Source organism: Chryseobacterium salviniae, from assembly GCF_035819015.1.
GTDB lineage: Bacteria > Bacteroidota > Bacteroidia > Flavobacteriales > Weeksellaceae > Chryseobacterium > Chryseobacterium salviniae.
Map to the genome: position 1 here is coordinate 15,749 of NZ_JAYLAA010000059.1, position 25,845 is coordinate 41,593.

Annotated in this window: 23 protein-coding genes; 2 read left to right on the plus strand and 21 right to left on the minus strand. The window is 32.9% G+C overall.

Annotated elements, in window-relative coordinates; translation table 11 throughout:
• Positions 1–36: 36 nt before the first annotated feature.
• On the minus strand, positions 37–1,248 hold the full coding sequence (locus tag SOP96_RS17890) for an HD domain-containing protein (RefSeq protein ID WP_326322256.1): 1,212 nt from the start codon (positions 1,246–1,248) through the stop codon (positions 37–39).
• Positions 1,249–1,467: 219 nt separating this feature from the next.
• Between SOP96_RS17890 and porX the strand changes: the two genes are divergently transcribed.
• On the plus strand, positions 1,468–3,012 hold the full coding sequence (gene porX / locus SOP96_RS17895; RefSeq protein ID WP_326322257.1) for a T9SS response regulator signal transducer PorX: 1,545 nt from the start codon (positions 1,468–1,470) through the stop codon (positions 3,010–3,012).
• A 138-nt stretch (positions 3,013–3,150) separates the two neighbouring features.
• Positions 3,151–3,915 (plus strand): exodeoxyribonuclease III, encoded by a 765-nt coding sequence (locus tag SOP96_RS17900; protein ID WP_326322258.1) that lies wholly within the window; start codon positions 3,151–3,153, stop codon positions 3,913–3,915.
• Between the two features lie 68 nt (positions 3,916–3,983).
• Here SOP96_RS17900 and SOP96_RS17905 read toward each other — a convergent pair whose 3' ends face one another.
• The 20 genes from SOP96_RS17905 to SOP96_RS18000 form a co-directional block, all read right to left on the minus strand.
• Positions 3,984–4,355 (minus strand): septal ring lytic transglycosylase RlpA family protein, encoded by a 372-nt coding sequence (locus SOP96_RS17905; protein ID WP_326322259.1) that lies wholly within the window; start codon positions 4,353–4,355, stop codon positions 3,984–3,986.
• Positions 4,356–4,867: 512 nt separating this feature from the next.
• Entirely contained in the window at positions 4,868–5,461 is a 594-nt protein-coding gene (locus tag SOP96_RS17910) for a hypothetical protein (protein ID WP_326322260.1), read from the minus strand.
• Between the two features lie 143 nt (positions 5,462–5,604).
• A complete protein-coding gene (locus SOP96_RS17915) occupies positions 5,605–6,249 on the minus strand; it encodes a hypothetical protein (RefSeq protein WP_326322261.1) in 645 nt (214 codons plus the stop codon).
• 332 nt (positions 6,250–6,581) lie between these two features.
• The gene (rimO, locus tag SOP96_RS17920; protein WP_326322262.1) at positions 6,582–7,889 is read right to left on the minus strand and encodes a 30S ribosomal protein S12 methylthiotransferase RimO; all 1,308 of its coding nucleotides are present in this window, start codon (positions 7,887–7,889) and stop codon (positions 6,582–6,584) included.
• Positions 7,890–7,987: 98 nt separating this feature from the next.
• A complete protein-coding gene (gene rfbC, locus SOP96_RS17925) occupies positions 7,988–8,527 on the minus strand; it encodes a dTDP-4-dehydrorhamnose 3,5-epimerase (RefSeq protein WP_326322263.1) in 540 nt (179 codons plus the stop codon).
• Position 8,528: 1 nt separating this feature from the next.
• The gene (locus SOP96_RS17930) at positions 8,529–9,515 is read right to left on the minus strand and encodes an MraY family glycosyltransferase (RefSeq protein WP_326322264.1); all 987 of its coding nucleotides are present in this window, start codon (positions 9,513–9,515) and stop codon (positions 8,529–8,531) included.
• Positions 9,516–9,526: 11 nt separating this feature from the next.
• Positions 9,527–10,363 carry an NAD-dependent epimerase/dehydratase family protein gene (locus SOP96_RS17935; protein WP_326322265.1) on the minus strand — a complete coding sequence of 279 codons (837 nt, stop codon included), beginning with the start codon at positions 10,361–10,363 and terminating at the stop codon, positions 9,527–9,529.
• On the minus strand, positions 10,353–11,198 hold the full coding sequence (locus SOP96_RS17940) for a polysaccharide deacetylase family protein (RefSeq protein ID WP_326322266.1): 846 nt from the start codon (positions 11,196–11,198) through the stop codon (positions 10,353–10,355). The genes SOP96_RS17935 and SOP96_RS17940 overlap by 11 nt, the downstream gene beginning before the upstream one ends.
• Positions 11,195–11,980: a methionyl-tRNA formyltransferase gene (locus tag SOP96_RS17945; protein WP_326322267.1), complete on the minus strand. Its 786-nt coding sequence runs from the start codon at positions 11,978–11,980 to the stop codon at positions 11,195–11,197. Before SOP96_RS17945 ends, SOP96_RS17940 begins: the two co-directional genes overlap by 4 nt.
• A gap of 5 nt (positions 11,981–11,985) precedes the next feature.
• The gene (locus SOP96_RS17950) at positions 11,986–13,233 is read right to left on the minus strand and encodes a glycosyltransferase family 4 protein (protein ID WP_326322268.1); all 1,248 of its coding nucleotides are present in this window, start codon (positions 13,231–13,233) and stop codon (positions 11,986–11,988) included.
• Positions 13,226–14,368 (minus strand): non-hydrolyzing UDP-N-acetylglucosamine 2-epimerase, encoded by a 1,143-nt coding sequence (gene wecB / locus SOP96_RS17955; RefSeq protein ID WP_326322269.1) that lies wholly within the window; start codon positions 14,366–14,368, stop codon positions 13,226–13,228. Before wecB ends, SOP96_RS17950 begins: the two co-directional genes overlap by 8 nt.
• Before the next feature lie 179 nt (positions 14,369–14,547).
• Positions 14,548–15,666 (minus strand): polysaccharide biosynthesis C-terminal domain-containing protein, encoded by a 1,119-nt coding sequence (locus SOP96_RS17960; protein WP_326322270.1) that lies wholly within the window; start codon positions 15,664–15,666, stop codon positions 14,548–14,550.
• 4 nt (positions 15,667–15,670) lie between these two features.
• Complete coding sequence (locus tag SOP96_RS17965; RefSeq protein ID WP_326322271.1) at positions 15,671–16,090, minus strand: WxcM-like domain-containing protein; 420 nt, start codon at positions 16,088–16,090, stop codon at positions 15,671–15,673.
• An 11-nt stretch (positions 16,091–16,101) separates the two neighbouring features.
• Complete coding sequence (locus SOP96_RS17970) at positions 16,102–17,130, minus strand: polysaccharide biosynthesis protein (protein ID WP_326322272.1); 1,029 nt, start codon at positions 17,128–17,130, stop codon at positions 16,102–16,104.
• A 46-nt stretch (positions 17,131–17,176) separates the two neighbouring features.
• The gene (locus SOP96_RS17975; RefSeq protein ID WP_326322273.1) at positions 17,177–18,097 is read right to left on the minus strand and encodes an NAD-dependent epimerase/dehydratase family protein; all 921 of its coding nucleotides are present in this window, start codon (positions 18,095–18,097) and stop codon (positions 17,177–17,179) included.
• A gap of 1 nt (position 18,098) precedes the next feature.
• Positions 18,099–19,271, minus strand: coding sequence for a glycosyltransferase (locus SOP96_RS17980; RefSeq protein ID WP_326322274.1), 1,173 nt, complete (start codon positions 19,269–19,271; stop codon positions 18,099–18,101).
• Positions 19,272–20,396: a glycosyltransferase family 4 protein gene (locus tag SOP96_RS17985; protein ID WP_326322275.1), complete on the minus strand. Its 1,125-nt coding sequence runs from the start codon at positions 20,394–20,396 to the stop codon at positions 19,272–19,274.
• Between the two features lie 121 nt (positions 20,397–20,517).
• Complete coding sequence (locus SOP96_RS17990; protein WP_326322276.1) at positions 20,518–21,879, minus strand: O-antigen polymerase; 1,362 nt, start codon at positions 21,877–21,879, stop codon at positions 20,518–20,520.
• 97 nt (positions 21,880–21,976) lie between these two features.
• Positions 21,977–23,293, minus strand: coding sequence for an oligosaccharide flippase family protein (locus SOP96_RS17995; RefSeq protein ID WP_326322277.1), 1,317 nt, complete (start codon positions 23,291–23,293; stop codon positions 21,977–21,979).
• Positions 23,294–23,386: 93 nt separating this feature from the next.
• The gene (locus SOP96_RS18000; protein WP_326322278.1) at positions 23,387–25,747 is read right to left on the minus strand and encodes a GumC family protein; all 2,361 of its coding nucleotides are present in this window, start codon (positions 25,745–25,747) and stop codon (positions 23,387–23,389) included.
• Positions 25,748–25,845 lie beyond the last annotated feature (98 nt).

The following is a 25,845-nucleotide window of genomic DNA, read 5'->3' on the forward strand; positions in this document are numbered from 1 at the left end:
AAAGTAAAATTTTAATACTATTTAAGAAAATATGCTTTAAATATCGCGTGGATAGGTGAGGATATAACGTTTGTTGTTGTTAGTCATGAGCCCTGATAAAAGCTGGTCTTCTGATTCCTCAAGCCTTATCTTTTCACCACTTTTCTTCAGGAGATAAATCGGCTGTTTTTCAGTATCATATGGAAGTAGTTTTCTTTTAATTTCATGGACGAGTTTATCACCATTATCAATTCCGAAAAAATTATTGGTTTTTTTTATTTTTTCGTTAATGAATTTCTGTTCAAAAGGGTGTGATGAGATAATTGTTCTGGGAAGGTTCCTCTGGATTACACATTTACACCAGTATGACAGTATATGATCTTCGGCATTTTGCCATAATTTCATTGCCTGAATCACATCATTGTCGTCCAGTTGGGTAAACCTCATGATATCTTCATCAGTAGCTGCACTTTTTTCCCTGTAGAGAAAATATTTGAGATTATCACCGGCCGGAAGCTCAATCCCCTTGGAAACAATATATTTGGCGCGCTCCAGGATTTTTACCAGTAAAAATTCAGCAAGTGCAGACGTTTTATGGTAATACACCTGCCAATACATGAACATTCTGGCCGTTAGAAAATTTTCTATAGAATATACTCCTTTTGCATCTATTACCAGCTCTCCTTCTTCACAGACATTCATCATGGAAATGATACGCTGTGTATTGATGCTTCCTTCGGAAACTCCCGTAAAAAAGCTGTCGCGCTTCAGATAATCCAGCCGGTCGACATCAAGCTGCGAAGAAATCAGCTGATTGAAAAACTTCCGATGATATCTTCCCTGAAACATTTCAATGGCACAGGAAAGTTCGCCTTTAAATTCATCATTCAGGCGATTCATCAGCAACAGGGAAAGCGTTTCGTGATGCCAGTCGTCCATCAGCATGCTTTCCAGTGCATGAGAAAACGGACCATGGCCGATGTCGTGCATTAAAATTGCCAGCATGGCACCTTTTTCTTCATTTTCCGATATTTTCACCCCTTTTTGCTTTAATGTTTCCAAGGCGGTGAACATGAGATGCATTGCTCCAAGTGCATGATGAAATCTTGTATGGGTTGCTCCGGGGAAAATGAGATTGAGAAGACCGGTTTGCCCGATTCTTCTTAACCGCTGAAAATAAGGATGCTCAATAATATCAAATAGGATTTCGTGTGGGATTCTAATAAAACCGTGAACCGGATCGTTGATGATTTTGAGTTTATTTTGCATGGAAAATGTCTGAATTTAGAAACAAATTTAGGGATTTTAAAATTGGGCTTTGTTTAAAATTGCATTAAAAAACCGCACCGAAATTTTGGAAGAATTATTATCGGGAATTATTGCAGTTTTCATTAACTTATATTTAACTTTACACATGTTCATTTTGGCAGATTTTAATGATAGTTGGTCGGCAATTTGATACAATAACCATGTAAAAAAATAAATTTTATGTCGGAAAAGATATTATGGATAGATGATGAAATTGATCTCCTTAAACCTCACATTGTATTCCTTGAAAAAAAGGGCTACCAGATAACTCCCGTGAACAATGTAAACGAGGCACTGGAGCTTATGGATTCTGAAAAATTCGCATTAACACTTATTGATGAAAATATGCCCGGAATATCGGGACTTGAAGCGATCCCTATGATCAAGGATAAGGATAATTCTTTAAAAATAGTGATGGTAACCAAAAGTGAAGAAGAGCATATTATGGAGGAGGCCATCGGATCGCAAATTGCAGATTATATTCTGAAACCTGTAAATCCCAACCAGATTCTGCTTTCTTTAAAGAAAAACCTTCAGCAGGATAACCTTGTTGAGCAGAAAACCATCCTTCAATATCAGCAGGAATTCAGGAACCTTTCCATGGAACTTTCTTACCTCAGAACGTATCAGGATTGGGCAGAATATTACAAGAAAATCCTGAATTGGGAAATTAAGTTTGATAAAGTAACAGATAATGAGTTTGCCGATCTTCTACAGTCGCAGAAGGAAGAGGCTAATATCCAGTTTGCGAAGTTTATTGAAAATAATTATGAAGACTGGCTTCACGATTCGGAAAAACCTATCATGAGCCATACTCTTTTTAAAGAAAAGATAAAACCTGAAGTTGAAAAGGAAAAGGTTTTGTTATTAATGGTTGACAATCTCCGTTATGATCAGTGGAAGGTAATTGAGCCGTTGTTTACAAAATATTATAATAAGATTTCCGAAGATTATTATTACAGTATTCTTCCTACAGCAACGCAGTATGCAAGAAATTCTTTTTTTGCAGGATTAATGCCTTCTGAAATTGAAAAACGCTTTCCTGATAAATGGTTTAATGATAATGAGGAAGGAAATAAAAATGAGTTTGAGCGTGATTTTCTTGAGGACCAGATGAAAAGAATTGGCCTGAGTTCTAAATCCATGAAATATCTTAAAGTGTTGAATGCTGATTTTGAGCGAAAGATTTACGATGATTTTAACCAGCACAAAAATAATGATCTTTTAGTAATCGTATATAATTTTATTGATATTCTTTCTCATGCGAAGACAGACAATCATATTGTTGATCAATTAATTCGTGATGACAAGACTTTCAGATCATTAACTTTAAACTGGTTTGAGAATTCTTCATTAATGAAGATTATTAAGGTTGCTGCTGAAAACGGCTTTAAACTTGTGATCACTACAGACCATGGAACGGTTTATGTAAAAAAACCGAGTAAGGTAGTCGGCGACAGGGAAACTTCAACCAACATCCGTTACAAAACAGGAAAGAGCTTAACATATGATGACAGCGATGTCTGGGCTATCACCAATCCGGAAAAATTGTTTTTACCAAAAGGAAATTTAAGTTCGAAATATATATTTGCCAAGAATAACATTTTCCTGGCGTATCCTAAGAATTATAATCATTTTGTGAATTATTATAAGGAAACCTACCAGCATGGCGGAATTTCACTGGAAGAGTGTATTATTCCGATTAGTATTCTGGAACCTAAATAGCGGATGGCTTTTGGCAGTTTGCCAATGGCTTTTATTAATACCATGTTTCGGTCGGAAAAATCTTCGATTTTTCCGCCCGAAACTATTTTAAGACCTGATAAGCAATTTTCATTTTGTATTTTTGAAAAAATTAAAATTTTGAAATTAATTACTTATAACGTCAACGGAATCAGGGCAGCATTTACCAAAGATTTTTTAGGATGGCTGAAAACAGCAGATCCCGATATCATCTGCATTCAGGAAAGCAAGGCAGGAAACGATCAAATTGATATTGAAAGCCTTGAAAAACTCGGTTACCACAGCTATTGGCATTCCGCACTAAGAAAAGGCTACAGCGGTGTGGGAATAGCCTCTAAAATAAAACCTAACCATGTAGAATATGGCTGCGGTATTGAAGACTACGATAGTGAAGGGAGAGTGATCCGTGCGGATTTTGACGGGTTTTCTGCGATTTCGGTTTATGTTCCTTCTGCTTCGAATATTGAAAGGCTGGATTTCAAGATGCAGTTCTGCTATGATTTTTTAGACTATATCAAAAATTTAAAGAAAGAAATCCCCAACCTTATTATTTCAGGGGATTTTAATATCTGCCATGAAGCGATTGATATTCATAATCCGGCTGGATTAAAAAATGTTTCCGGCTTTTTACCGATGGAAAGAGAATGGATGACGAATTTCATTAATGAATGCGAACTGATTGACAGTTTCCGTTTTTTTAATAACGAACCCGATCATTATACGTGGTGGAGCTACCGGCAAAACTCCAGAGAACGGAATAAAGGCTGGAGACTGGATTATAATTTTACTTCCTATGCTTTAAAGGACAAACTTACAAGAGCGGTTATCTTAAAGGAGGCGGTACATTCTGATCACTGTCCGGCACTCGTGGAGATCGACTTATAATCAGCACATGATAGAAAACAAAAAAGCCAACTGCGAAAAAGTTGGCTTTTTTACTTTAAATCATAAAATTAATCGACAATTTCATATTCTACCGGAATTGTACCTTTATTGATATCTCCGATTTCATCGAACGCTGCTTTAGACATGTCTAAAGCTCTTGCAGAATGGTATGGCCCTCTATCATTAATCTTCACAATTACCTCTTTACCATTGTTCAGGTTGGTTACCTTAATGTTTGTTCCAAAAGGAAGCGTTCTGTTGGCTGCAGTGAACTTTGCATTATCAAAGATTTCTCCGCTGGCCGTTTTTCTACCGTTAAATTTATCGTGGTAGTACGATGCATAACTTGTTTTTTTCGCATCTATGGCATTCATTTTGAACGAATAAATACCAAAGGTTGAAATCATCATTATGATTACGAGAATTAATCTTTTCATCATTTTGAACTTTTATTGTTTGACGGGGCAAATGTATCAGGAATCTTTCAATGAGCCTACTTTAAACGTTAACAAAAGTTAAAAAAAAGTTAAAAAAAACATAATAAATTACACAACTATCTGATTTACAGAATTAAATCTACTAATGTTAAAAAATGTTAAAAATAAATGATAAAAGTTAATAATTTTAACTTAACGCTTAAAATTTGAAAGTCCTTAACATAATTATCTTATTACAAATCAATTAGTTAATGTATTTAAATTTTATCTATCAAGATGTCATATATTGATTTTTGGCTCAAGCAAATAGTAATGACCTCATATAAGAAACTTTCAATAATATTATAAATAGAGGGTCCTATTATAAATTGCCTAATTGGTAGATTTAAAGCAATTAATATAAAATGTAAAGTTTCTTTTCGTATTATAAAAGTTTGAATTATTCACTTAGTATAATTAAAAAAACCGATGAGACGTTTCTCATCGGTTTCATTTCGTGTTGATATCTTAATTTATTATTTAAAATATTCTAGTACATAATCATAAGTTCCGGCCGGATACACAACTGCTATGTTCGGAGAACCTGTAATAGCGTTTCCTGGAGTAGTAGCAACCGTGTAAGAATATAAACTTCTATCATATACTGAATTGGTTCCTGCTTTGAAAATTGTAATTCCATATAAAGCTGTCATTCCTGTAGGTGCCGGAATATTAACAGAAGTAGTGGATCCATCAGCTGTAAAAGATCCTCTTATAGCATATACCTGAGCATTGTTAATAGATGTGCTGGTAACTGTTTCTGTTGTTCCAATGTTTACTTTAGGAGACTGACCTAATGGTAGCCATTGTCCTGTTGTTAAATTCTGATTAGCAGCACCATTTGGATTGCTAAAATAATAGAATCCTGGGGTTACTGACGTTACAATACCATTACCTGATACGGTATTACCAGTTCCTGAGTTATAAACTACCATTCCGTCAAAGTAAGTAGGGAAAAGAATACCGTCAGCATTAGCTGTTTTGAATGTAAACTGGGTAAGGTCTGTACGTGGAAAAATTAATCCTTTACCATCATTAATAGTGGAATCATTATTTGTTGATGCATCCATAAATGCATTTTCATTGGGAATTGTATTTGCAATAGCTCCATTTGAAATAGCTTGAGCACTAATAAATGTATTAGCAGATATTGCCAAAAAAGCGAATATTATTTTTTTCATTTTTTTGCTGTTTAATTATTACTAAATGTTAATTATCTTCCAGAAAGAATTGTCCAAACATTTGTTCCTCCATTATCAGCAACAATAAAACAAAATCCAGATCCAGAAGCAAAAGTTGTAGGCACAGTATTAATAGGTCTTGTTTCACCAACTACGGCAGTAGTAGACCACCCCGCATTACCCGGTCCATTATTAGATATACACCTTGTGGAAAATAATGGAAGAGTACTTGCTGCTGGTAATAGTAACTGACTTTGACCTCCTAGAGCAGTAGTAACTACGGAATAATCATCAGAAGCCCATGTAATTGGTGCAACAGCAGAATGAATTCTTGTTTTCTGAATTTGAAAATTTGTGGTTGAATTGCCTACAGCCTTCCAAACAGAATTTGGAGCATCGTAGTAATAAAATCCTGTAGCAGTTACGTTAACTGCCTTTCCGGAAGCTGTACCATCAGCAATTGAAGAAACAAAAGCCAATGCTCCGTTTTGAGCAGCTAAGTACACAGCATCTTTTGCCTGTAACTGACCTCTCGTCAAACGAGGAACCAATAATGCGTCCGGTCTGGTTGCGTCCGTAGGCGTACCTACAACATCTAAAGTTGAAGCAGGAGTATTTGTGTTAATCCCTACTCTTCCTTGCTGAGCCTGAGTAATTGCAACAAATCCGACCAACATAGTCGTTGTTAATAAAATTTTTCTCATAAGTGTTTAAAGATTTAAATTATATTTTTAACCAAATCAAAATGTACAAATCAGGATCTATTCCCAACCTGCGCTATTCTTGTTTTAAACTAATATTCTCATATATAGTTTTGAATAAATTTTTATTCTGCTAAATTAATATTTTTAGAATAATTACAATAACAAAAGATGAAAAATGTTTTAATAATTTAATTCAAAAAATTATAAATACCTGATAATCATTTAATTAAATTATTAAAATTAATTATTTTCTATATTAATTTTTATTAATAAATCACAATTTGCATTTATTGGACTTATTAGACTTATTGAATAATTAATTCTCCGTAAAGATCAAATTCTTCGGCAGAAGTAATTTTTACATTTGCAAACTCTCCGATTGAAATATAAGTGTTTTCAGCAGACACCAAAACTGTATTGTCTACATCCGGAGAATCGTACTCTGTCCTGCCTATAAAATAGTTCCCTTCTTTACGGTCGAAAATACAACGGTATACTTTCCCGATCTTTTCCTGGTTCTTTTCCCACGAAATCTGCGATTGTATTTCCATAATTTCTTCTACCCTCGCTTCTTTAATTTCCTGTGGAATATCGTCTTCCAATAGGTAAGCCCCGGTATTTTCTTCGTGAGAATAAGTAAAGCATCCGAGCCTGTCGAATTTTTGTGCTCTTACCCAGTCTTTTAATTCCCGGAAAATTTCTTCCGTTTCTCCCGGATATCCTACGATAAGGGTTGTACGGATTGCCATATCCGGAACTTTCTCTCTGAATTTTGCCAGCAGCGCATCTGTCTTTTCTTGGGTAGTTCCTCTTTTCATGGATTTCAAAAGTTCCGAATTGATATGCTGAAGAGGGATATCGATATAGTTGCAGACTTTCGTTTCTTCTCTGATAATATCAAGCACATCTTCCGGGAATCCGCTTGGGAAAGCATAATGCAGGCGAATCCATTCAATTCCTTCCACTTTTACCAATTCTTTGAGTAAGTCGCCAAGCGCACGTTTTTTATAAATATCTAATCCATAATAGGTAAGATCCTGGGCAATCAGAATCAATTCTTTTGTTCCTTTTTTAGCGAGCTTTTGAGCTTCTACCACAAGTTTTTCAATCGGTGTGGAAACGTGTCCACCTCGCATTAAAGGAATTGCACAGAACGAGCAGGGCCTGTCGCAGCCTTCGGAAATTTTAAGATAAGCGTAATGTTTCGGAGTGGTTGTTAAGCGTTCCCCTACAAGCTCATGCTTATAATCTGCACCTAAATGTTTAAGCAGAATCGGGAGATCTCTGGTTCCGAAATATTGATCTACATCTGGGATCTCTCTAATTAAATCCGGTTTATAGCGTTCTGAAAGGCATCCTGTAACAAATACTTTTTCTACCTCTCCTCTGTTTTTAGCCTCTACATAATCAAGAATGGTGTTGATGGATTCTTCTTTGGCATTGTCTATAAATCCGCAGGTATTGATTACCACAATATCTCCTTTGTCTTCATGAACAACTTCTTTTCCATTGGCTTTCAGCTGGCTCATCAAAACTTCAGAGTCATAAACATTCTTGGAGCATCCAAGCGTTACCACATTGATTTTCTTCTTCCCTACAGATTTTGTACGCATCTTTTTGATTTTGAGTTGGCAAAGATACAAAATATTGAAGAGTCCTGCAGAAAAAATAAAGACCACCCGAAAAGAATGGCCTGATATGGTATTAAGTTTTAGTTCTGATTAAAGAGAGGCAAAACCTGGTCTTTTTCAGATAAAACAGCATCTTCAGCGGGAACGATCCAGTCGATATTCAAAAGGGGATCATTATAAATAACTCCTGCTTCTGATTCTTTATTATAAAAATTGTCACATTTATATGCGAAAACAGCTGTCTCGCTCAATACAGAAAACCCGTGCCCGAATCCTCTTGGTACATAGAGCTGTATTTTATTTTCTGCCGTAAGCTCTATTCCGAACCATTTTCCAAAAGTGGGCGATTCCTTTCTCAAATCTACTGCTACATCCCAAACTCTGCCTTCCAAACAAGAAACCAATTTTGCCTGTGCGTGCTCTGCTTTCTGCAAATGAATCCCGCGGATGACTCCATAAGAAGATTTGGATATATTGTCCTGAACAAAGTGGCCGTTCATTCCGGTAAGTTCCTCAAATCTATTCTCATTATACTTTTCAAAAAAATACCCTCTTTCATCCTCAAAAATTGTTGGTTCAATTATATAACAGTCTTTCAGAGGTGTTTGTTTTATTTTCATATTATTTAATTACAGTTGGTTGTACTTTCTTTTTCAGCTTTAATTTAAGGAACAAATAGATACTCCCGAGCGGAACAAATATAACTAAAACAACAGCATAAACCGGCAGTTTTGAGTATATCAAAAATAGATTGACCGCTAATTGAGTGACCGCATAAATTGCACTGATAACCAGGTGAGACATTTTCTTTTCATTGGCAAGCAATTGATACAAATGCCTCCTGTGCGCTTCAAATATATTTTCTTTCAGCATCATTCTTTCTATAATCGTAAGAACAACCTCCATTCCGTATACTGAAAAAAGGAGTATATATTTATAATCCTGGGTCTTCATAATGAGTAGGGTAATTAATGCAATCAGCCAGAATCCTATTCCCATACTTCCTACGTCTCCGGCAAAGCATTTCGCCTTTTTCCTGAAATTATAGAAGAGAAACACCAAACATGCCAATATTGCATAAATAATAAAGTTCTCCTCCGTAAATGAAATGATATCATGATTGATATACAGAAGCGTTACTAATGTTATCAAAGTATAAGCGCCTGTAATACCATTAATCCCATCCATAAAATTGTAGGCATTGAGCGTACCTATAATCATGATGAAGAATATCGGCCATACCCAAATCGGCATTGTATCAAAAGTACCAGTAAAGTTCAGTAAAAGTGCAACCGATAAAAAATGGACTGAAATTCTTATTTTCCCGGATAATGTTTTTATGTCATCAATAAAACTGACAAGGCATATCGCCAATAAACCAAGTCCGAAAGACCAATACATCTCCAATGCTACTTTATAGTTGAATATGCAGAAGATGATAAAGGCGATAGGAAAAATGATTCCGCCTCCTCGGAGGGTAATTTGCGAGTGGGCACTGCGATGATTGGGTTTGTCGATAATATTATATTTATCCGCAATTTTAAAATAGAATATTTCAAAAGCGAAAAGTATTATAAAAACAATTGGTAGAATGTATAAACTATTCATTCAAGAAAATATTAATTATTAGAATATTTGACTGAAAAAAAAAGTTTATAAAACATTTCTCTTATATTATCAAACTTAGTAAAAGAAAATGCATTTAGTAAGCTAAATAGTATATTAATAAATTTTGTATGAATAATTAACTTTTCTTCAGTCTTAAATAAAGATAGTAATTTCTTTTGATCATGGTCGTTCTTATCTTTAACGATAGATAAAGAACTTCTTTCCATTTTTATTACATCTTTTACGTTATAAACTACTTCACTAATATGACAAAGTGAATAAATGCGTTGGTGCTTGGTTAGAAAAGGCACTTTCAATATCGGAAGAAACACTCGTTTTCCCAAATCTTTCATATTGTTTTCTGAATATACGGGAGCAAGCCTTAGAATATGCAACGATTTAGTAGATATTTTTTGCAGTATTTCTTCACATTTCAGTTTGCTTTTTCCATATTTTGTAACAGGAATTGGCTTATCATATATGGAAATACATTCTTTATTGTTTTTATAACTATAGACAGCTACTGAGCTAAGGTATATTACAATACTCTCTTCAACATTCAAATTATTAAAAATGTTATTTGTCATTAAAACATTTGCCTGATCAACAGATATACTGTTCACATTATTTTTACCATGTGCAATCGCTGCAGCATGAATAATAACATCAAATTTTTTATTTTTAAAAAATGTATGACAAGCACTGGCATCCAAAAGATTAAGTTTTGTAAATATTTTACTTTTGGCGGAGGAGGAAATAGCCGTAATTTCAAAATCATCTTTTAATTCTTCAAAAATTCTTTTTCCAATAAAACCACTTGCACCTGTAAGTAAAACTTTAGCTTTCATTTTTCATAATTTGGTTAAAGGTAACAAACTCATAATTATTCTCCTCTAATAATCTGATGAGTTTATGCATTTTGTTATTTACGGTTTTTCTTCCTTTACGAAATCTAAGCTTTGTTAGAAAATTGGTGGTTTCAGGAATTTTAATATCATAATTTCTTGAAAACTCAAAAGGGTGAATGTAAAAAAAATAATGCTTATTGGTTTTAAAATATTTTTTCAGAAGAGTTTTGGTTAGCTTCCAAGGAAAAATTCGGAGATAGCCTCCGCCAGAAACAGGAATGCTTTTTCCCAAGACCTCAACAGTAGAGGCTTCAAACTCAAAAAAGCCATTTTGGTTATAAATATTTGGTCCGGATTCAGAAAAATCTGACAAGTCAATTCTGCCATAAAGGTCATGCTGGTCAAACTTAATTTTACTAGAATCAAAATGAAACCCTAATTCCCTAAGAATTTCCAAACGATCCCTGTCCAAGCTAAAACAAGGTGCCCTATATCCTTTTACATCTATATCAACCAATTCTTTGAAAGACTCAATCCCTAATAAAGTGTCTTTCCTAAAGTCTTCCAGATTTAGTTGCAGGGGCCTTATATGTGAGTAAGAATGCAAACAAACTTCGTGTCCTTTATCTTGTATAAGCTTTATCTTGTCTTTTAAAACCTCTACTAATTCTCCGACGATAAAAAATGTTGTTTTAATATTATACTGATCCAATAGGTCTAAATAGATATCAATTCCATCTAAGGTGGATTGATTTAAATTACATTCATTTTTATTGAAGTAATCAAGATGATACCAATCTTCAACATCCATACTTAAAACTGCATACTTTTTCATATTAATCTACCTCCTGTTTTTGTAAATTCTTGAAATTGCTCTACAGTGGGCCAAGTAAAATAGCTTCCTTTTTCAGGAAGATTATCTTTTTCTTGAAGATTAGAATTTTGAATATCTTTGATGGTTTTACACATAAGATTTCCACCAATTTCTTTAGTTTTTAAAATTAATGAAAACATCGTCTCATCTTCAGCAATATCAATTCTGACCTGATTAAGAATTCGTCCATTATCGATTTTAGAATCCATGTAATGTACAGTAGCCCCTGTATATTTTTCTTTTCTATAAAGAGTCCAAAAGCTAGGCATTACACCAGCATAAAGAGGAAGATAAGAGCAGTGTAAATTGATACAACCAAATTTAGGAATTTGTAACAAATCTTTTTTAAAAACAACCGGTGCAGAGTAAGAAATAATTAAGTCTGGATAAAGCGATTTTATCTCTTCTAAAAATTCTTTATTATTGGGATCTTTAATTCTCAAAAAGCCAATTCCATACCTATTTGATACGGCTTTTAAGCTTCTGGGAGAAATATTCATTTTTTGCTTTGTCAGCCCATCAACAATATTCAAAAATTTGGCGCCGACAATTTTTATCCCCATTTTCATAGTTTGAGCAATACCAAATCCTTGTACGAAGTAGGATTTTTTATTTACTAAACTATGATCAGAATCTATATCTATGATTTTCAGAATTTCAATTCCCGAAAGCCTTGCTATTTTCTCAATATTTTTAGGAACAACAAATGCATCTTCCTGGGTAATAATTATTATTTTCATCATATTGATTAACTAATCACTTTGTTTATGTGTTTAAAATACTTTTCAGTAACTTTATCTTTTGTATAATGTTTTTGAACCAGATTATATCCATTTTCTCCCATTACCTTTAATTTGTTTTTGTTACTTAAAACGTCATTAAGGATTTCTGAAAGCTCTAAGCTTACATTATTTTTGTTATTTTCTACTAAAAATGCTGCTCCGGTATTTTGCAGCAGATCATAGATAGGCGTATTTTTATTGCTAATTACTAAAAGAGGCTTCTTACAAGCCATAATAGTATATACTTTAGAAGGCAGTCCATCTTTTTCAAGATTTTTATTCATAAAAATAAAATGCAGGTCAGCATAATTGACAATCTGCGGAATACTTTCTCTTTTCTGATAATCTATAAGCCTTATATTTGTAAGTTTATTTCTGATAATTTCATCATTAAGCCAACTTCTGCAGGCACCATCTCCAATTACAAAATAGATAATAGGTTTGTCTTTCGTTTTTTTTGCCACTTCAATAAGCGGTTCCCAGTCTTGCGCAAACCCTATATTTCCTGCATACATAACTTTAAGGTTATTATCATTTGGAAATAAATTAGGATCTACACTTGGGTTTTCCAATGGATTATATAGTTCTGTATCGACAAAATTGGCAATAATCTCAATTTTTTCAGGATGTGTCATTCTTGGAATGAGTGTATTCTTAAAGTTTTGATCTATTGTTACAATAGAATCTGAACAGCTATAAACAAATCTTTCCAGTTTTTTTAATAATAACAAGATAAATCTGGATTTAATTACGCCCTGATTAACAAAGAAATCCGGATAAATTTCCTGTACATTATAAATAAATTTTGCTTTTTTTATTTTTGCCAATGCTATTGATACCAATGCTATAGTCAAAGGCGGTGACGGACTAATGATAACATCTACGTTCTTAATTCTTAATCCCAAAATAAAAGATAAAATATGCCAATATATCATAACAATACCTCTCAAAACAACACTTTTGTATTTTTTTTGAGGAACATGATATACTTTAATTCCTTTATAATAACTTATATGGTAAAGTCCAAAAAATCTTTTTGTTAATTTAGTTTTTTCAATATTATCCTCAAGCCTATTGTAGTGAGGTGTTGTAGTCAAAACTTCTACATCAAACCCATTCTTTTTTAAATTAGATGCGATATCATTATATAGATAGGCTGTAGAGACAGCATCAGGCGCAAAAACTATACTGTGAATTAATATTTTCTTAGCCATTATTTTTACTCCACACTACTCTGTTAATATAATCGGTATAGCTGAGAATAATCCTTACCATCTTTTCAGATACATTTGGCATTGAATAATCTGCAACCTGTCTGTAATTTCTTTCTTTTCCGGTTTTCTGCTGTTGAAGCTGGGCAAGTCCCTGCATAACTCTTTCAGGTGACAAACCTACCATCATCACAGAAGCTTCTTCCATTGCTTCCGGTCTTTCATGAGCTTCCCGTATATTCAGGGCTCTGAAATTTAAGATTGAAGATTCTTCAGAAATAGTTCCTGAATCTGATAAAACTGCATAGCTTCTCATCTGTAATGCATTATAATCATGAAATCCTAATGGTTTTAAAAACTGAATTTCAGGTCTCATGGTCAGCTTCATTTTATCAATCATATTTCTGGTTCTCGGATGAGTAGAAACAATAATCGGGAATCCGAACTTCTCCGCGATAGCATTAAGGCTTTCCATCAATCCATTAAAATTTTTCTCTGAATTGATGTTTTCTTCCCTATGAGAAGAAACCACGAAGTATTTTCCCTGTTCTAAATTTAAACGGCTTACTACATCTGAGTTTTCAATTTGTGGTAAATAGTGGTTCAACACTTCAAACATAGGAGAACCCGTTTTAATAATCCGGTCCGCTGGCAACCCCTCTCTTAAAAGATATTCTCTTGCAATATCTGAATACGTAAGATTGATATCCGCAGTGTGATCTACGATTTTTCTGTTGGTTTCCTCAGGAACTCTCTGGTCAAAACACCTGTTACCGGCTTCCATGTGGAAAATAGGAATTTGTCTTTTCTTTGCGGGAATTGCACAAAGACATGAGTTGGTATCTCCTAATACTAAAAAAGCGTCTGGTTTCAATTCTTCTAAAAGAGGATCTATTTTGATCAGAATATTCCCAACAGTTTCAGTTGCTGTTTTTCCGGCAGCCTCTAGAAAATAATCAGGCTTGCGAAGCCCCAGATCTTCGAAGAAAATCTGGTTAAGTTCATAATCATAGTTTTGTCCTGTATGGACGATAATATGTTCAATTGCTTCGGACGCATCCAAAGCTGATAATACTCTTGATAATCTGATGATTTCAGGCCGTGTTCCCACGACGGTTATTACTTTTAATTTCTTCATTTGTAAAATTTGAAATTATTTTTTTTTGCAGCATCAAAAATACCAAATTCAAATGATAAATTGATCTTTCCATGATATCGTGATAAAAATTAAATTTGCTATAGCTTAAAATTCTTATTCTGTTACGTTATTGAAACTGCCGAGGCTAATAATTAATAAAAATATGATATTCTATTCAATCAGACTTCCAAAACATAAGTATCTGCATCTTCAGGATTAAATGGCTCATTGATCCAAAAGATGGTGTATAGTTCTTCTTCTCCAATATTTTTAATGTTATGAGTATACCATATTGGCATGTCTACATACGCAGGCTCATTTCCATCTAGATAAAAGTCTAATACTTCTTCTGTATCAATTTTTCTCAACTGTATTAATGCTTTTCCTTTTATTACTGCAAATCTTTCTATTTTTCTGGTATGAAAATGATTTCCTCTTGTAATACCCACAACAGTCGTTGAAAAGGAACATTGGCCGCCAATGCCAAGCCTGATTACTTCCACAAAGGCACCTCTGGGATCTGTATGCTGGGTAAATTTTACAGGATAATGATTCTTAATATCAAAGTAACTTCTGAACGTATTAAAAAGGTTTAAATCAAAACTACTTTCCAATATAGGAATTTCGCCATTGTCAAAATATAAATTTTTAAAGTTTTCCAGCTTTTGAAGAATTTCTGACACTTTATTTACTGAAGCATGAGGCACTTCATAGAATTTGTTTATACCCTCATTTTCAATCTGGCTGATGATTTCCTGAACGAGCTCTGCTACATAAATTAATTTTACTTCACCATCATTATCAATTACCGGTTTTTCATCATGAATTAATTTATGGCAAAAAGTCGCAACGAAAGAATTATAATTAGGTTTACCAAAAGGGCCAAACACATTAGGAATTACCATTCCCGAAAATTTTCCTCCTGCTCTTTCCGCCCAGTCTGCCAGCAATTCTCTCCCTTCCTTTTTGGATTTTCCATACAGATTATCTCTTTCTTCCTGTGACGAGGATGAAAAAATAACATGTGCTTTGGAGCCAGTTTCTTCAAGGGAAATTACCAGTTTTTTAACAAGATCTACATTATTATGGTAAATAACCTCGGGATCTGGATGACGATTCATTGCCGCCAAATGGATAATCACATCGCATTGTCTGACAAATTCATTTAATTTTTCAAAATTATCAAAAAATTTTCTGTCAAAACTTATTCTTTCGTATTTATCCGGAGTTAATCCTAAAGTATTATATAAATGAGATCCGACAAAACCATTTTGCCCTGTAATTCCGATTCTTTTCATGATATTAATTTTCAAAATAGTCTATGTCAAAACGATATTGGTCATCTATTTCCCCCAATAAGTAATTGGCCATTACCAACAATCTTGATCCGTCTTCTTTTGCCTGGATCGCCGTAGCATATCCTTGAGGAATATGCAGTATATTCAGCAGATGGTTGTCCAGTTCAAATTCTATTATTTTAGTTTGCTTATCTGGTTCGATCCAATTGTCAATTTTCACAAGCTTTATGATAAAAGTTCCTGCTACCGCACTAAACCATCGCTGCTCTATTTTATGTCCTATCCAGCCTCTAACAAAATTTACATCTTTATTTTCTATAAAATAAATTCTTTTCACTTCGGAAGCATCGAAATTATTATTGAAAAGAAGCGTTCCTCTTTCATCCAGATGATTTCCTCCGTAAATAATTTTAGGAATTTCCATATTGATATACTTTAATCAGGATACTGCATAATGTCTTCTCCTAACACTTCTTTTCTGATGAGTGGAAGCTTCATTAAAAGCTTTTTCATTCCTTCAACATCCTGCTGCTGAGTATTATGAGAATGATAATCTTCTATTTTTGAAATATCTGCCATACCTTCAGAAAAGTACTGAGCATAGTTCAGATCCCTGTTATCAGCCGGAATTCTATAAAAATCTCCCATATCTTCAGCTTTAATCATTTCTTCGCGTGTGCATAATGTTTCATATAGCTTTTCACCGTGTCTTGTTCCAATAACTTTTAAAGGATTATCTGCTTTAAACATTTCTTTCAGTGCTTGAGCAAGATCTCCAATTTTTCCTGCAGGAGCTTTATTGACAAACAAATCTCCCGGATTTCCGTGTTCGAAAGCGAATAAAACAAGTTCTACCGCCTCTTCCAATGACATCAGGAATCTTGTCATATTGGGATCTGTAACGGTAATCGGTACTCCATTTTTAATCTGTTTTACAAATAAAGGAATTACAGAACCTCTTGAAGCCATCACATTACCGTATCTTGTAAGACACACCACTGTATTTTCAAGGTTTCTGGATGCTGCAACAGCGACTTTTTCCATCATCGCTTTAGAAATTCCCATCGCATTGATAGGGTAAGCAGCTTTATCAGTGCTTAAGCATATTACTTTTTGTACATGGTTTCGGGCTGCGGCATCAATAACATTCTGAGTTCCCTCAACATTTGTTTTTACGGCCTGCATGGGAAAAAACTCGCATGAAGGAACCTGCTTCAGGGCTGCAGCATGAAAGACATAATCTACCCCTCTCATAGCCGATTCAACACTTCTGTAGTCTCTCACATCGCCTATATAGAATTTCAGTTTATCATTTTTAAACTGATTTCTCATATCATCCTGCTTTTTTTCATCGCGAGAGAAAATTCTGATTTCTTTAAAATGATCTGTATGAATAAATTTCCTTAAAACAGCCGTTCCGAATGAGCCTGTTCCGCCGGTTATTAAAAGTGTTTTATCTTTCATCTGTATTTAGTATGTGTACAATAGAAATCAATCTATATTTATTGTTTTAGTATTTAATGTTTTTAACAAAATCCCATGTTTTTGAGACTCCCTCTAAAAGATCTGTTTTCTGTTCAAACAAAAGGTCTTTTTTAGCTTTTTCAATATTTAAACAAACTTTTTGCACATCAAATTTATTTGAATGCATATGATTTAATTCAACATTTTTTCCGGTGACTTTTCTAATGACCTCTATAATGTCGTTCAAAGAAATAAACGTACTGCTTCCGATATTATAAATTTCGGAAACTTTTTTTGAAACCGAAGCACTATAAATTGCGGAAGCTAAATCTGATATAAAAATATAATCTTTTGCCACATTGCCGTCGCCCCAAATCTCTATGACTTCACCCTTTAAGACTTTTCCTAAAAAAACGGAAATAACCCCTTGGTTACCAAATGGATTTTGACGAGGACCATAAGGATTTGACGGGCGAATAATATTATATTCAATACCAAAATTGAGCGAAAAATATTGTAAATACTTTTCTATTGCAAGTTTTGTAATCCCATAAGAAGAAATAGGATTGGTATGATGACTTTCCGGTATGGGGATGGATGTTGGTTCTCCGTATATAGCTCCACCACTCGAGAGATAAATAATTCTTTTGATGTTATTCTCAACAGCAACTTTGAAAATATTTATAGCATTAATAAGATTAGACTGTATATCGTATTCTATATTTTGGTTTGAAGAGAATGGGGATGTTGTACTTACAGAATGTATAAGAATATCTTTATTACGAAATGTCTCGTTCAACAATTTCTGATTATCAATGCTTCCATAAACATATTTTACGCCATAGATTGGTTCTCGGTACTTTTCAGGACCAATATCCAAAACAGTAACACTATGTCCGTTCGACAAAACTTCGTCAACAATATATGAACCAATGAAGCCGTTGCCACCTAAAATTAAATATTCCATATTAATATATAAAATCTGGTTTATCTCCTTTGAAGGCTATCCATTCATATAGCTCAATAGTCTTTTTGGAGATTTCATCCCAAAGATATTTTTTTTTAATTAATTTTTTTGCATTGTTGCTATATTGGTTTAATTCTTCGTCTGATAAATCTGTCATACTTTTGAGCGCCTGCTTTATATGATCTTTATTTATATCTACCCAAAATCCTGTGTGAAAATCATTCAAATCTCGCCAGCTGGATGATTTTGTTGTAATTACAGGTAAACCGTATGCTAATGCTTCAACAATCACCATTGGTGAACCCTCTGAATAAGACGGCAAAATAAAAAAATCTGATGCTTCAAACACATTATACTTTGCGGCACCAAACTGCGGCTCTATGATAAAAACCTTATCGTTTAGTTGTAAAGCATTTATCATCGCTTCCACTTCAGGCTGATAATTAAATTCATTATTTCCTACGATAACCAAAATCCACTCATTAAACTTTTCCTGAAGTTCTGAAACAGCAGGCAGGAGCATATCCAACCCTTTTTTGGGGGTAATTCTTGAAAGGTAGAGTAATACTTTTTTATCTTTGGGTAAGTGATATTTGGATTTAAACTGATCGCCATTTCCTTTTTCTAAAAGTGCCTTAGATCCTACACCGTTTTCTATATATGCAATAGGATTTTTCAGCCCTAATCTTCTAAAATCTTCTATTTCATATTCAGAGGTTGCATGAAGTACACTTGCTTTTTCTAAATTTCTCCTTTCGAAAAGTGATAAAGCAATTTTTTTCTTTAGTTTAGAATTTTCCAGCGTATGTTCCGCCAAAGTTCCGTGGGCAGCTATTATAGTTTTTGCGCCGTTATCTCTTAGAATAGATGTTATAATGGATTGAGATGTCCATAAACTATGCTGATGAACTATATCAATACTTTTATCGTTTGAAGCTTTTCTTATTTCTTTGCAAGAAGCTTTAATAAAAGGAAAAGTTTGGGGAAAACCGAATAATCTCTCTCTAGGAAAGCCATAATTTTCTGAACTCCATAATATAGTTTCTTCTGTGTCAGAACTCCAGACACTGATATCTTCTCCCAGCTCCAGTTGAGCCTTTGCAAGCCCGATGCTGATACTTCCTAAACCGTAAGAGGCTTTCCCAAAAGAACCTACCGTATGTGTAATTTTCATTTATTCGTAACTTGATATGAATTTCCTAATGACAATATCAGGATTAAAATTTTCTACAGCCAATTGTAAGCTTATTCTTGAAAACTCTTTCCAATTGTTTTTTCTACCCATCAGCTTATTAAATTTATCCTTAATTTCGGCATGATTTGAAGGGTCAAAAACATATCCGTTTTTACCTTCTGCAACGGTTTCGAAATGATTGCCACAACGATTGCTTACAAATACCGGAAGCCCTGATGAAATAGCTTCAACGATAGATAAAGGACTTGGATCTGAAAATGAAGGTAGTAAGAAAACATCAGCATTTTTATATTGTTCACCGATCTGTTCCTGAGTTAGATTTCCAAGGAGTTTAACATTATTCTCAAGATTGTTATCTCTGATATACTTGGCATAATCATCATAGGAACTTCCTGTACCTGCAATTTTCAAATTAATCTTCCTAAGGTTTTCAATACCGATAGCCTCCATAAAATTTTTTATTCCTTTGATATTTTCTTCCAATCTTGCAACCAGAAAAAAAACGGGAATTTCATTTTCTATGGTTTTCTTTGTATCCGTATTAAAAACACTTGTAGATACAACGTTAGGAAGAAATACAATATTATGAATAGGTATATTCCATTTTTCAAATGATTTTACGGCCATCTCTCCCGGAATTATAAATTTTCCATCGACCTGTTTGAAAAACCATTTTTTCAAAAAATCTCTCAGCTTATTTTTTTTCTGACTCTCATTTGTAAGGTAATTGGCCTCACTCCAGACAGATAATGTATTTTTTGCCAGACCTATACTTTTCAAAAAAGCGATAAACATTACATTCGGATTGTTCCAGCTACCCCCTAAGATAATTTCATCTCCGGATTTGATAAGATCACGGACCAAAAGAGGATTAAAATGAAAGAAAAATCCTTTGATATCAAAGTACAGACCGTTCCCAATCTTATATTTGAACTTAAGATCATTCAGATCAATATTCCAGTTTCTGTTTGATTCCGTTTCTCTCATAAAAAAAACTTCAAAATCAAAATTGGTTCCTGTGCGGATTTGCTCCAGGAGATTATAAAAGAAAACCCTGTACGGAGGAATTATATTCGTAAAAAAATATACTTTTTTATTCTTCATTTGTAAGTTATTGTGGTGAGTTTACATTGGCGACATTATATTATTCTTTAAAACGAGAACCTCACTATTCGTTATTCCAAAATGGACCTGATAGAGATAGTAACCTACTACAAGAGCCTTTTTAATATTCATTATTAATCTTTAATGTTGTTAATTTATATACAAATACCGCGGCAAAGAGAAAACCAAACAGATATGCGACAGAACTTAGCATATCACCTCTTAAAATAAAAAATAGAAATCCGAGTGAAATTGTATATAAAACTGAGAAAAAATCACCTGTAACTTTTCTTTCAGATTCCCAATATATTTTATCTATAAGTGCAGTCACATAAGCCAGGAATATTAAAAATAAGATAATTCCCAAATATCCAAAATTCACATAACCTTCCGCAAAATAATTTGCCGCAACGTTGCTAAAAAAGAAATTCAATTTTTCTGCAGTGAAAGCTCCTGTTCCCAAAGGTTTTTCGGGCCATACTGATCTAGGCACCCAAAATAAGAACACACCAAGCAATTGCCCTCCATAGGTAATTATTTCATTGGAAACCAATAAAGCAAAGTTCTGATAAGAATCAAAGTGTTGTTCAGTAAACATTTTGAAATCCAACTTAAATTCTTTACTATTCGTATCATCAAAATTTCGGAAAATATTTAGAAAAGGGAAAACAATAAGTAAACTTCCAACAAAAATCAATGAAAATACATTTTTCTTCCTTACCAATGGGAATAACACCAATACAACCGGAATATACATGGCTGCTGCCGCAAAACGTGGAACAGCACTTGGAAAGCATGTAATAAGGGCCAATATGCCCAATATCACCAAAATCAATATATTCTTTTCTTTGGAAACGGCATAATAAAGAAAACACATGATAGAAATTGGTCGTACAAAATTATTCACAATTAGCCATTTGGTAGGGCTTTCATCGGCTTTCACATCGCTCAATGCATCTGCAACAATTTCTCCACCACGAACCAGCATTGGTACTATATTAAAATTATTGAATGCAAATACTATCACAAAAGCCAACAATGATAAAATTATCAGAAGTAAAGAATTAATAAAAGTTATTTTATCAGGTACTTTAAAGCTGTTAAGCTTTTTCTCTGCTTTTGATCGCTGTATTGTTCTTCTAAAAAAGAAATAAACAATTTTATATAATGTAATGATAATAATCACCAAAATATTCATAAAAAAATACTCCTCTTCCAAAAGAGGTCTGTAATACCAGAAATTGGAATTATCAAATGATTGTAGCAATGGTGCAACCCCGAAGAAAAAAAGAGAAAAAAGGTAGAACATTTTTTCTAATGAATAGGGCTCATTTCCTCTTGAGAAAATATTATATATTGAAAATGCTTGTATAAGGCTGCTAGAAAAGAAAACTCTGCTTGAAAAGTATTCAGAATCGCTTCCTGCAAAAAACATCGCAACAATACAAATAATCGATATGAAGACCCATAAAAGCTTATTCATTATTCTAATTTAAAGTATATTTTAATTATCATCTAAAACCTTTTTAAAAAAGTATATGGTTATTAATTAATGTTTATTATTTCATAAAAATTAAAAATCAATTAAACTCTTTAGATTTCATAATGCTAATCAAATTAAGCTTAATTATTTTCGGTTTAAAATAACTCCATTTTATAATATTTACTTTCAATACTTTAAGGAAGTAAAAACATAAAATTATGATTAAAATATCAACAAAAATTAAATTCCAAGCCGCGCCATAATAACCAAAGTGTTTACTCAAAAATAAGTTTAAAATTAAACCAATTATATTACAAAATAAATTTATTCTGAAATATAGTTTATCAAAATTATGATTTAACAATATTTGAACACCTAGTAAATTACATAGTCCCATCGTTAGTGGTACAAATGATATAATTTGAAGTATTTTAATAGATTCATCAAATTTGTTCCCAAAAATAAGTGTAATTAGGAAAGGGGAAAATACCAGCAAACCTAGAGAAGTAAAAAAATAAAAGTATATAATGATCGGTACTATTTTTTTTACAATATCATTTCCTGTCTCTGTAGATTTCGAAAATGCGTTTGAAACAAAGGGATATATAGCTGTGGAAATAGGAATAAAAAAAATACTTATTACTACAAACAAAAAATTAATACTTGTTGTAAAATATCCAATTTCTTTAGTACTAATAAAAAATCCTAAAATAATGGTATTAGTCGTTGTACGGAAAGCCCCTATTACATTTGATATAAATATAAATCTGTCATTAAGTATAAGAGTAAATAGCTTATTTAATGGTTGTCTGATTAATTTTAGAGAGTACTTTCTTTTTGCGTATATGAGCAAACCTACATTAATGGTAATATTAAAAATTGTTGTAAATAGAGGAATATAAAAATAGTCTTGCTTTATCCTTACAAATATGAAGATAAGGATCATATTAATAAATCCTCTGATCAAAGTTATTCTTGAGAAAATCTTTAAATCTTGAAAACTTTGATAAATAAATTGTGGTGAAAAAACAGATGAAATTAAACCTAAAAACAGGATTATACTAACGACATAATCTTTGTGTAAAACTTTACCGAAAAGTAGAGATATCATAAACAAAATAATCGAAATGACATACAAAATACATCTGGAATAGATAACTTCAGAAAATGCTTTACTGACAAATTCCTTATCATGAAGATTTCTTGAAATTATTTTAGTTCCTGACAGATCGAAGCTGTATAGAACAAACATTGTAAAAAATCCAATAAAAGCGGTACTATAATTTAAAATACCATATCCTTCAGGTCCAATAATTCTCGATACGTAAGGCATAGTAACAAATGGAAATGCCATATTTACGATCTGGCTTACACCTAGAGAAAAAATATTTTCAAATACTTTATTTTTAAACATTATATGTCGATACTATACCTTTAAACTTTTTACAAAAATTATTTTCTATATAAATTATATATGGATATTAAAATAGAAAATTTCTTTTACGGATTACAGGAGCTTTTGCCACCACTTTTTTTCATTAGCATTATATCCGTACCCATATTTATTGCCATAGCCAAAATAATTTTTATTTACGTCATTGAGTACAAATCCTACATTTTTAATTTTTTCCGATTCTATATTTTTAATAGCAAAATCTATTAATTCTTTTTCTGTATAACCAGATCTTGTAACATATAATGTTACATCTGCCATTTCAGCGAAAAGGAAAGAATCAGTAACAAGCATTAGAGGTGCTGTATCTAAAATAATATAGTCATACTTTATTTTAAGTTCACTTATTAATTCTTCATATCGACCATTTGTGAGAAGTTCTGTCGGATTAGGCGGTATACTTCCTGAATATACTACATGCAGATAAGGATTAAAAGTAGAGATATGTACAATATCATCAATTTTGATTTTATCCTCATAAAGATACTCAGTAAGTCCCATTAAACCTTTTCTTGCTGGATTATATCTCTGAAGCTGTGGGTTTCTGATATCAGAACCTATAATAATAACCTTCTTATTTGGGGTAGCGAGTGCCAAAGAAAGATTTACCGAAACAAATGTTTTACCTTCTCCCTTTACTGTGGAAGTTACAAATACTACTTTAGCTTCTTTTTTCTTGGCCAGCATAAAGTTCATATTCGTAATTAATATTCTAAAGGCTTCAGCTAAAGGCGTAAGGTCATTAGTCTTAATAAGTTCATCCTGTCCTCTTTCCAAACTCGGAATTTCTCCGATTACTGATTTACCATGAGATAAAACTTCCAGATCGTGTCTTGACTTGATTTTGTTATTAAGTAATTCTTTAATATAAATAACAATAAAAGGAATAAGCAAGCCAAGCAACAGACCACCCGCAAGAAATACTTGTTTTCTTGGCGAGATGGGATTTGAAGATGTATATGCATAGTCTACAATTCTAGCCTTATTTGCTGTAACTGCTAAAGAAATTGCTGTTTCTTCTCTTTTCTGAAGCAATAAAAGATATAGACTTTCTTTAATCTGCTGTTGCCTTTCAATACTTCTAAACTTTTTTTCCTGGGATGGTACTTTAGTTATCTTTGAATTAATTGTATTTTGCTCTCCCTGATATTGGGCTCTGGCTAGCTGTAAGCCGGTTCGGTTTTTTATTAAACTTTCCATAACAGCACCTCTTAACGAAGAAATCTGCTTACTGAGGTCTACAACAAGAGGGTTTTGTACAGTTGCATTCTCCAGCAATCTGTTTCTTTCTATAACCAACTGATTATAAGCAGATATATTTGTCACTGCCGCTTCATTATTTAAGCCTATGTTTGTGGGCAAGACTTGAGAGTTGTTTTGTCTGCCTAAAAAATCAATCAATGAATTGGTCAATTCAAGTTGAGATTCCAATTCCATCTCTTTTATTCTGGCGTTTGCGGAAGTTTCAAGATTTAATTTGGCTTCCGTTTCAATATCAACAATTTTATTGGAGGCTTTAAAGTCTTCTTTTTGATTCTCAACCTGTCCCAATTCATTTGCAATAATATTTATTCTATCGTCAATAAAATCTTTTGTTTTTTTAGACTCGGAATTTTTATCGCTTATCGCCTCGTTATTATAAACATCTACTAAATTATTAAGAATTTCCTTTGCTTTATCAGTATTAGGATAATTTAATGAAAGACCGATAACGGTAGCATCCTTATTGACTAAATAAACATTTAGATTATTTTGCCAGTTGTTTACTGTATTTTCCAGTGTAGTGTAAGAGAAGTACATTTCTCCAAGATCACCTGCTTTTAGCTTATTAAATTTTCTGTTACGTTCGATAATAAGGTTTGCATAAGGAAGACTGATCGTTTTATTGAACGTTGTCTTAATTTCTTTTGGAAGTTCTTCAGAACTTAAGGTAATATCATTTCCTGATATTTTTATTGAAATAGGTTTTTCAGGATTTTTCGTAAATGGCTTTTCGTTGATGGTATGTATAATTACAGGGGCTGTATCCTTATACAACTCTTTTGTCTTAAATCCTGCCTTTGTATAAATGATATTCTGTAATTCTAGCTTTTTTACAACATCATACATCATCTTCTTAGACTTGAAGATTTCGATTTCGTTCTCAATACTATTTGTACCCATCCTCCCTAAACCGGATAAATCCTGTAATACAGAAAATTCCCCTGCTGCCACGGATGGAGCCTTCTTCGCATCTTTAATAAGTACTGATGATTGAATCTTATATACTGGTGTTGCCTGTTTAATATATAAGTATACTATAACTAAAGATAAAATAGGAATTACAATGAACCAGATCCAATTTCTAAGATAAGGTTTTAAAGCTTCATTAATATTATTTTTTTTACCCTGTTCTTCAACTATAGAGTTATTCATTATTTAGTTTTATAATTAATTCTTATTTTTTTCATTCTTCGTATATGTCAGTCTTTTATTTTTCTGTCCTTACTTAAAACTAAAATATCAAACATTAA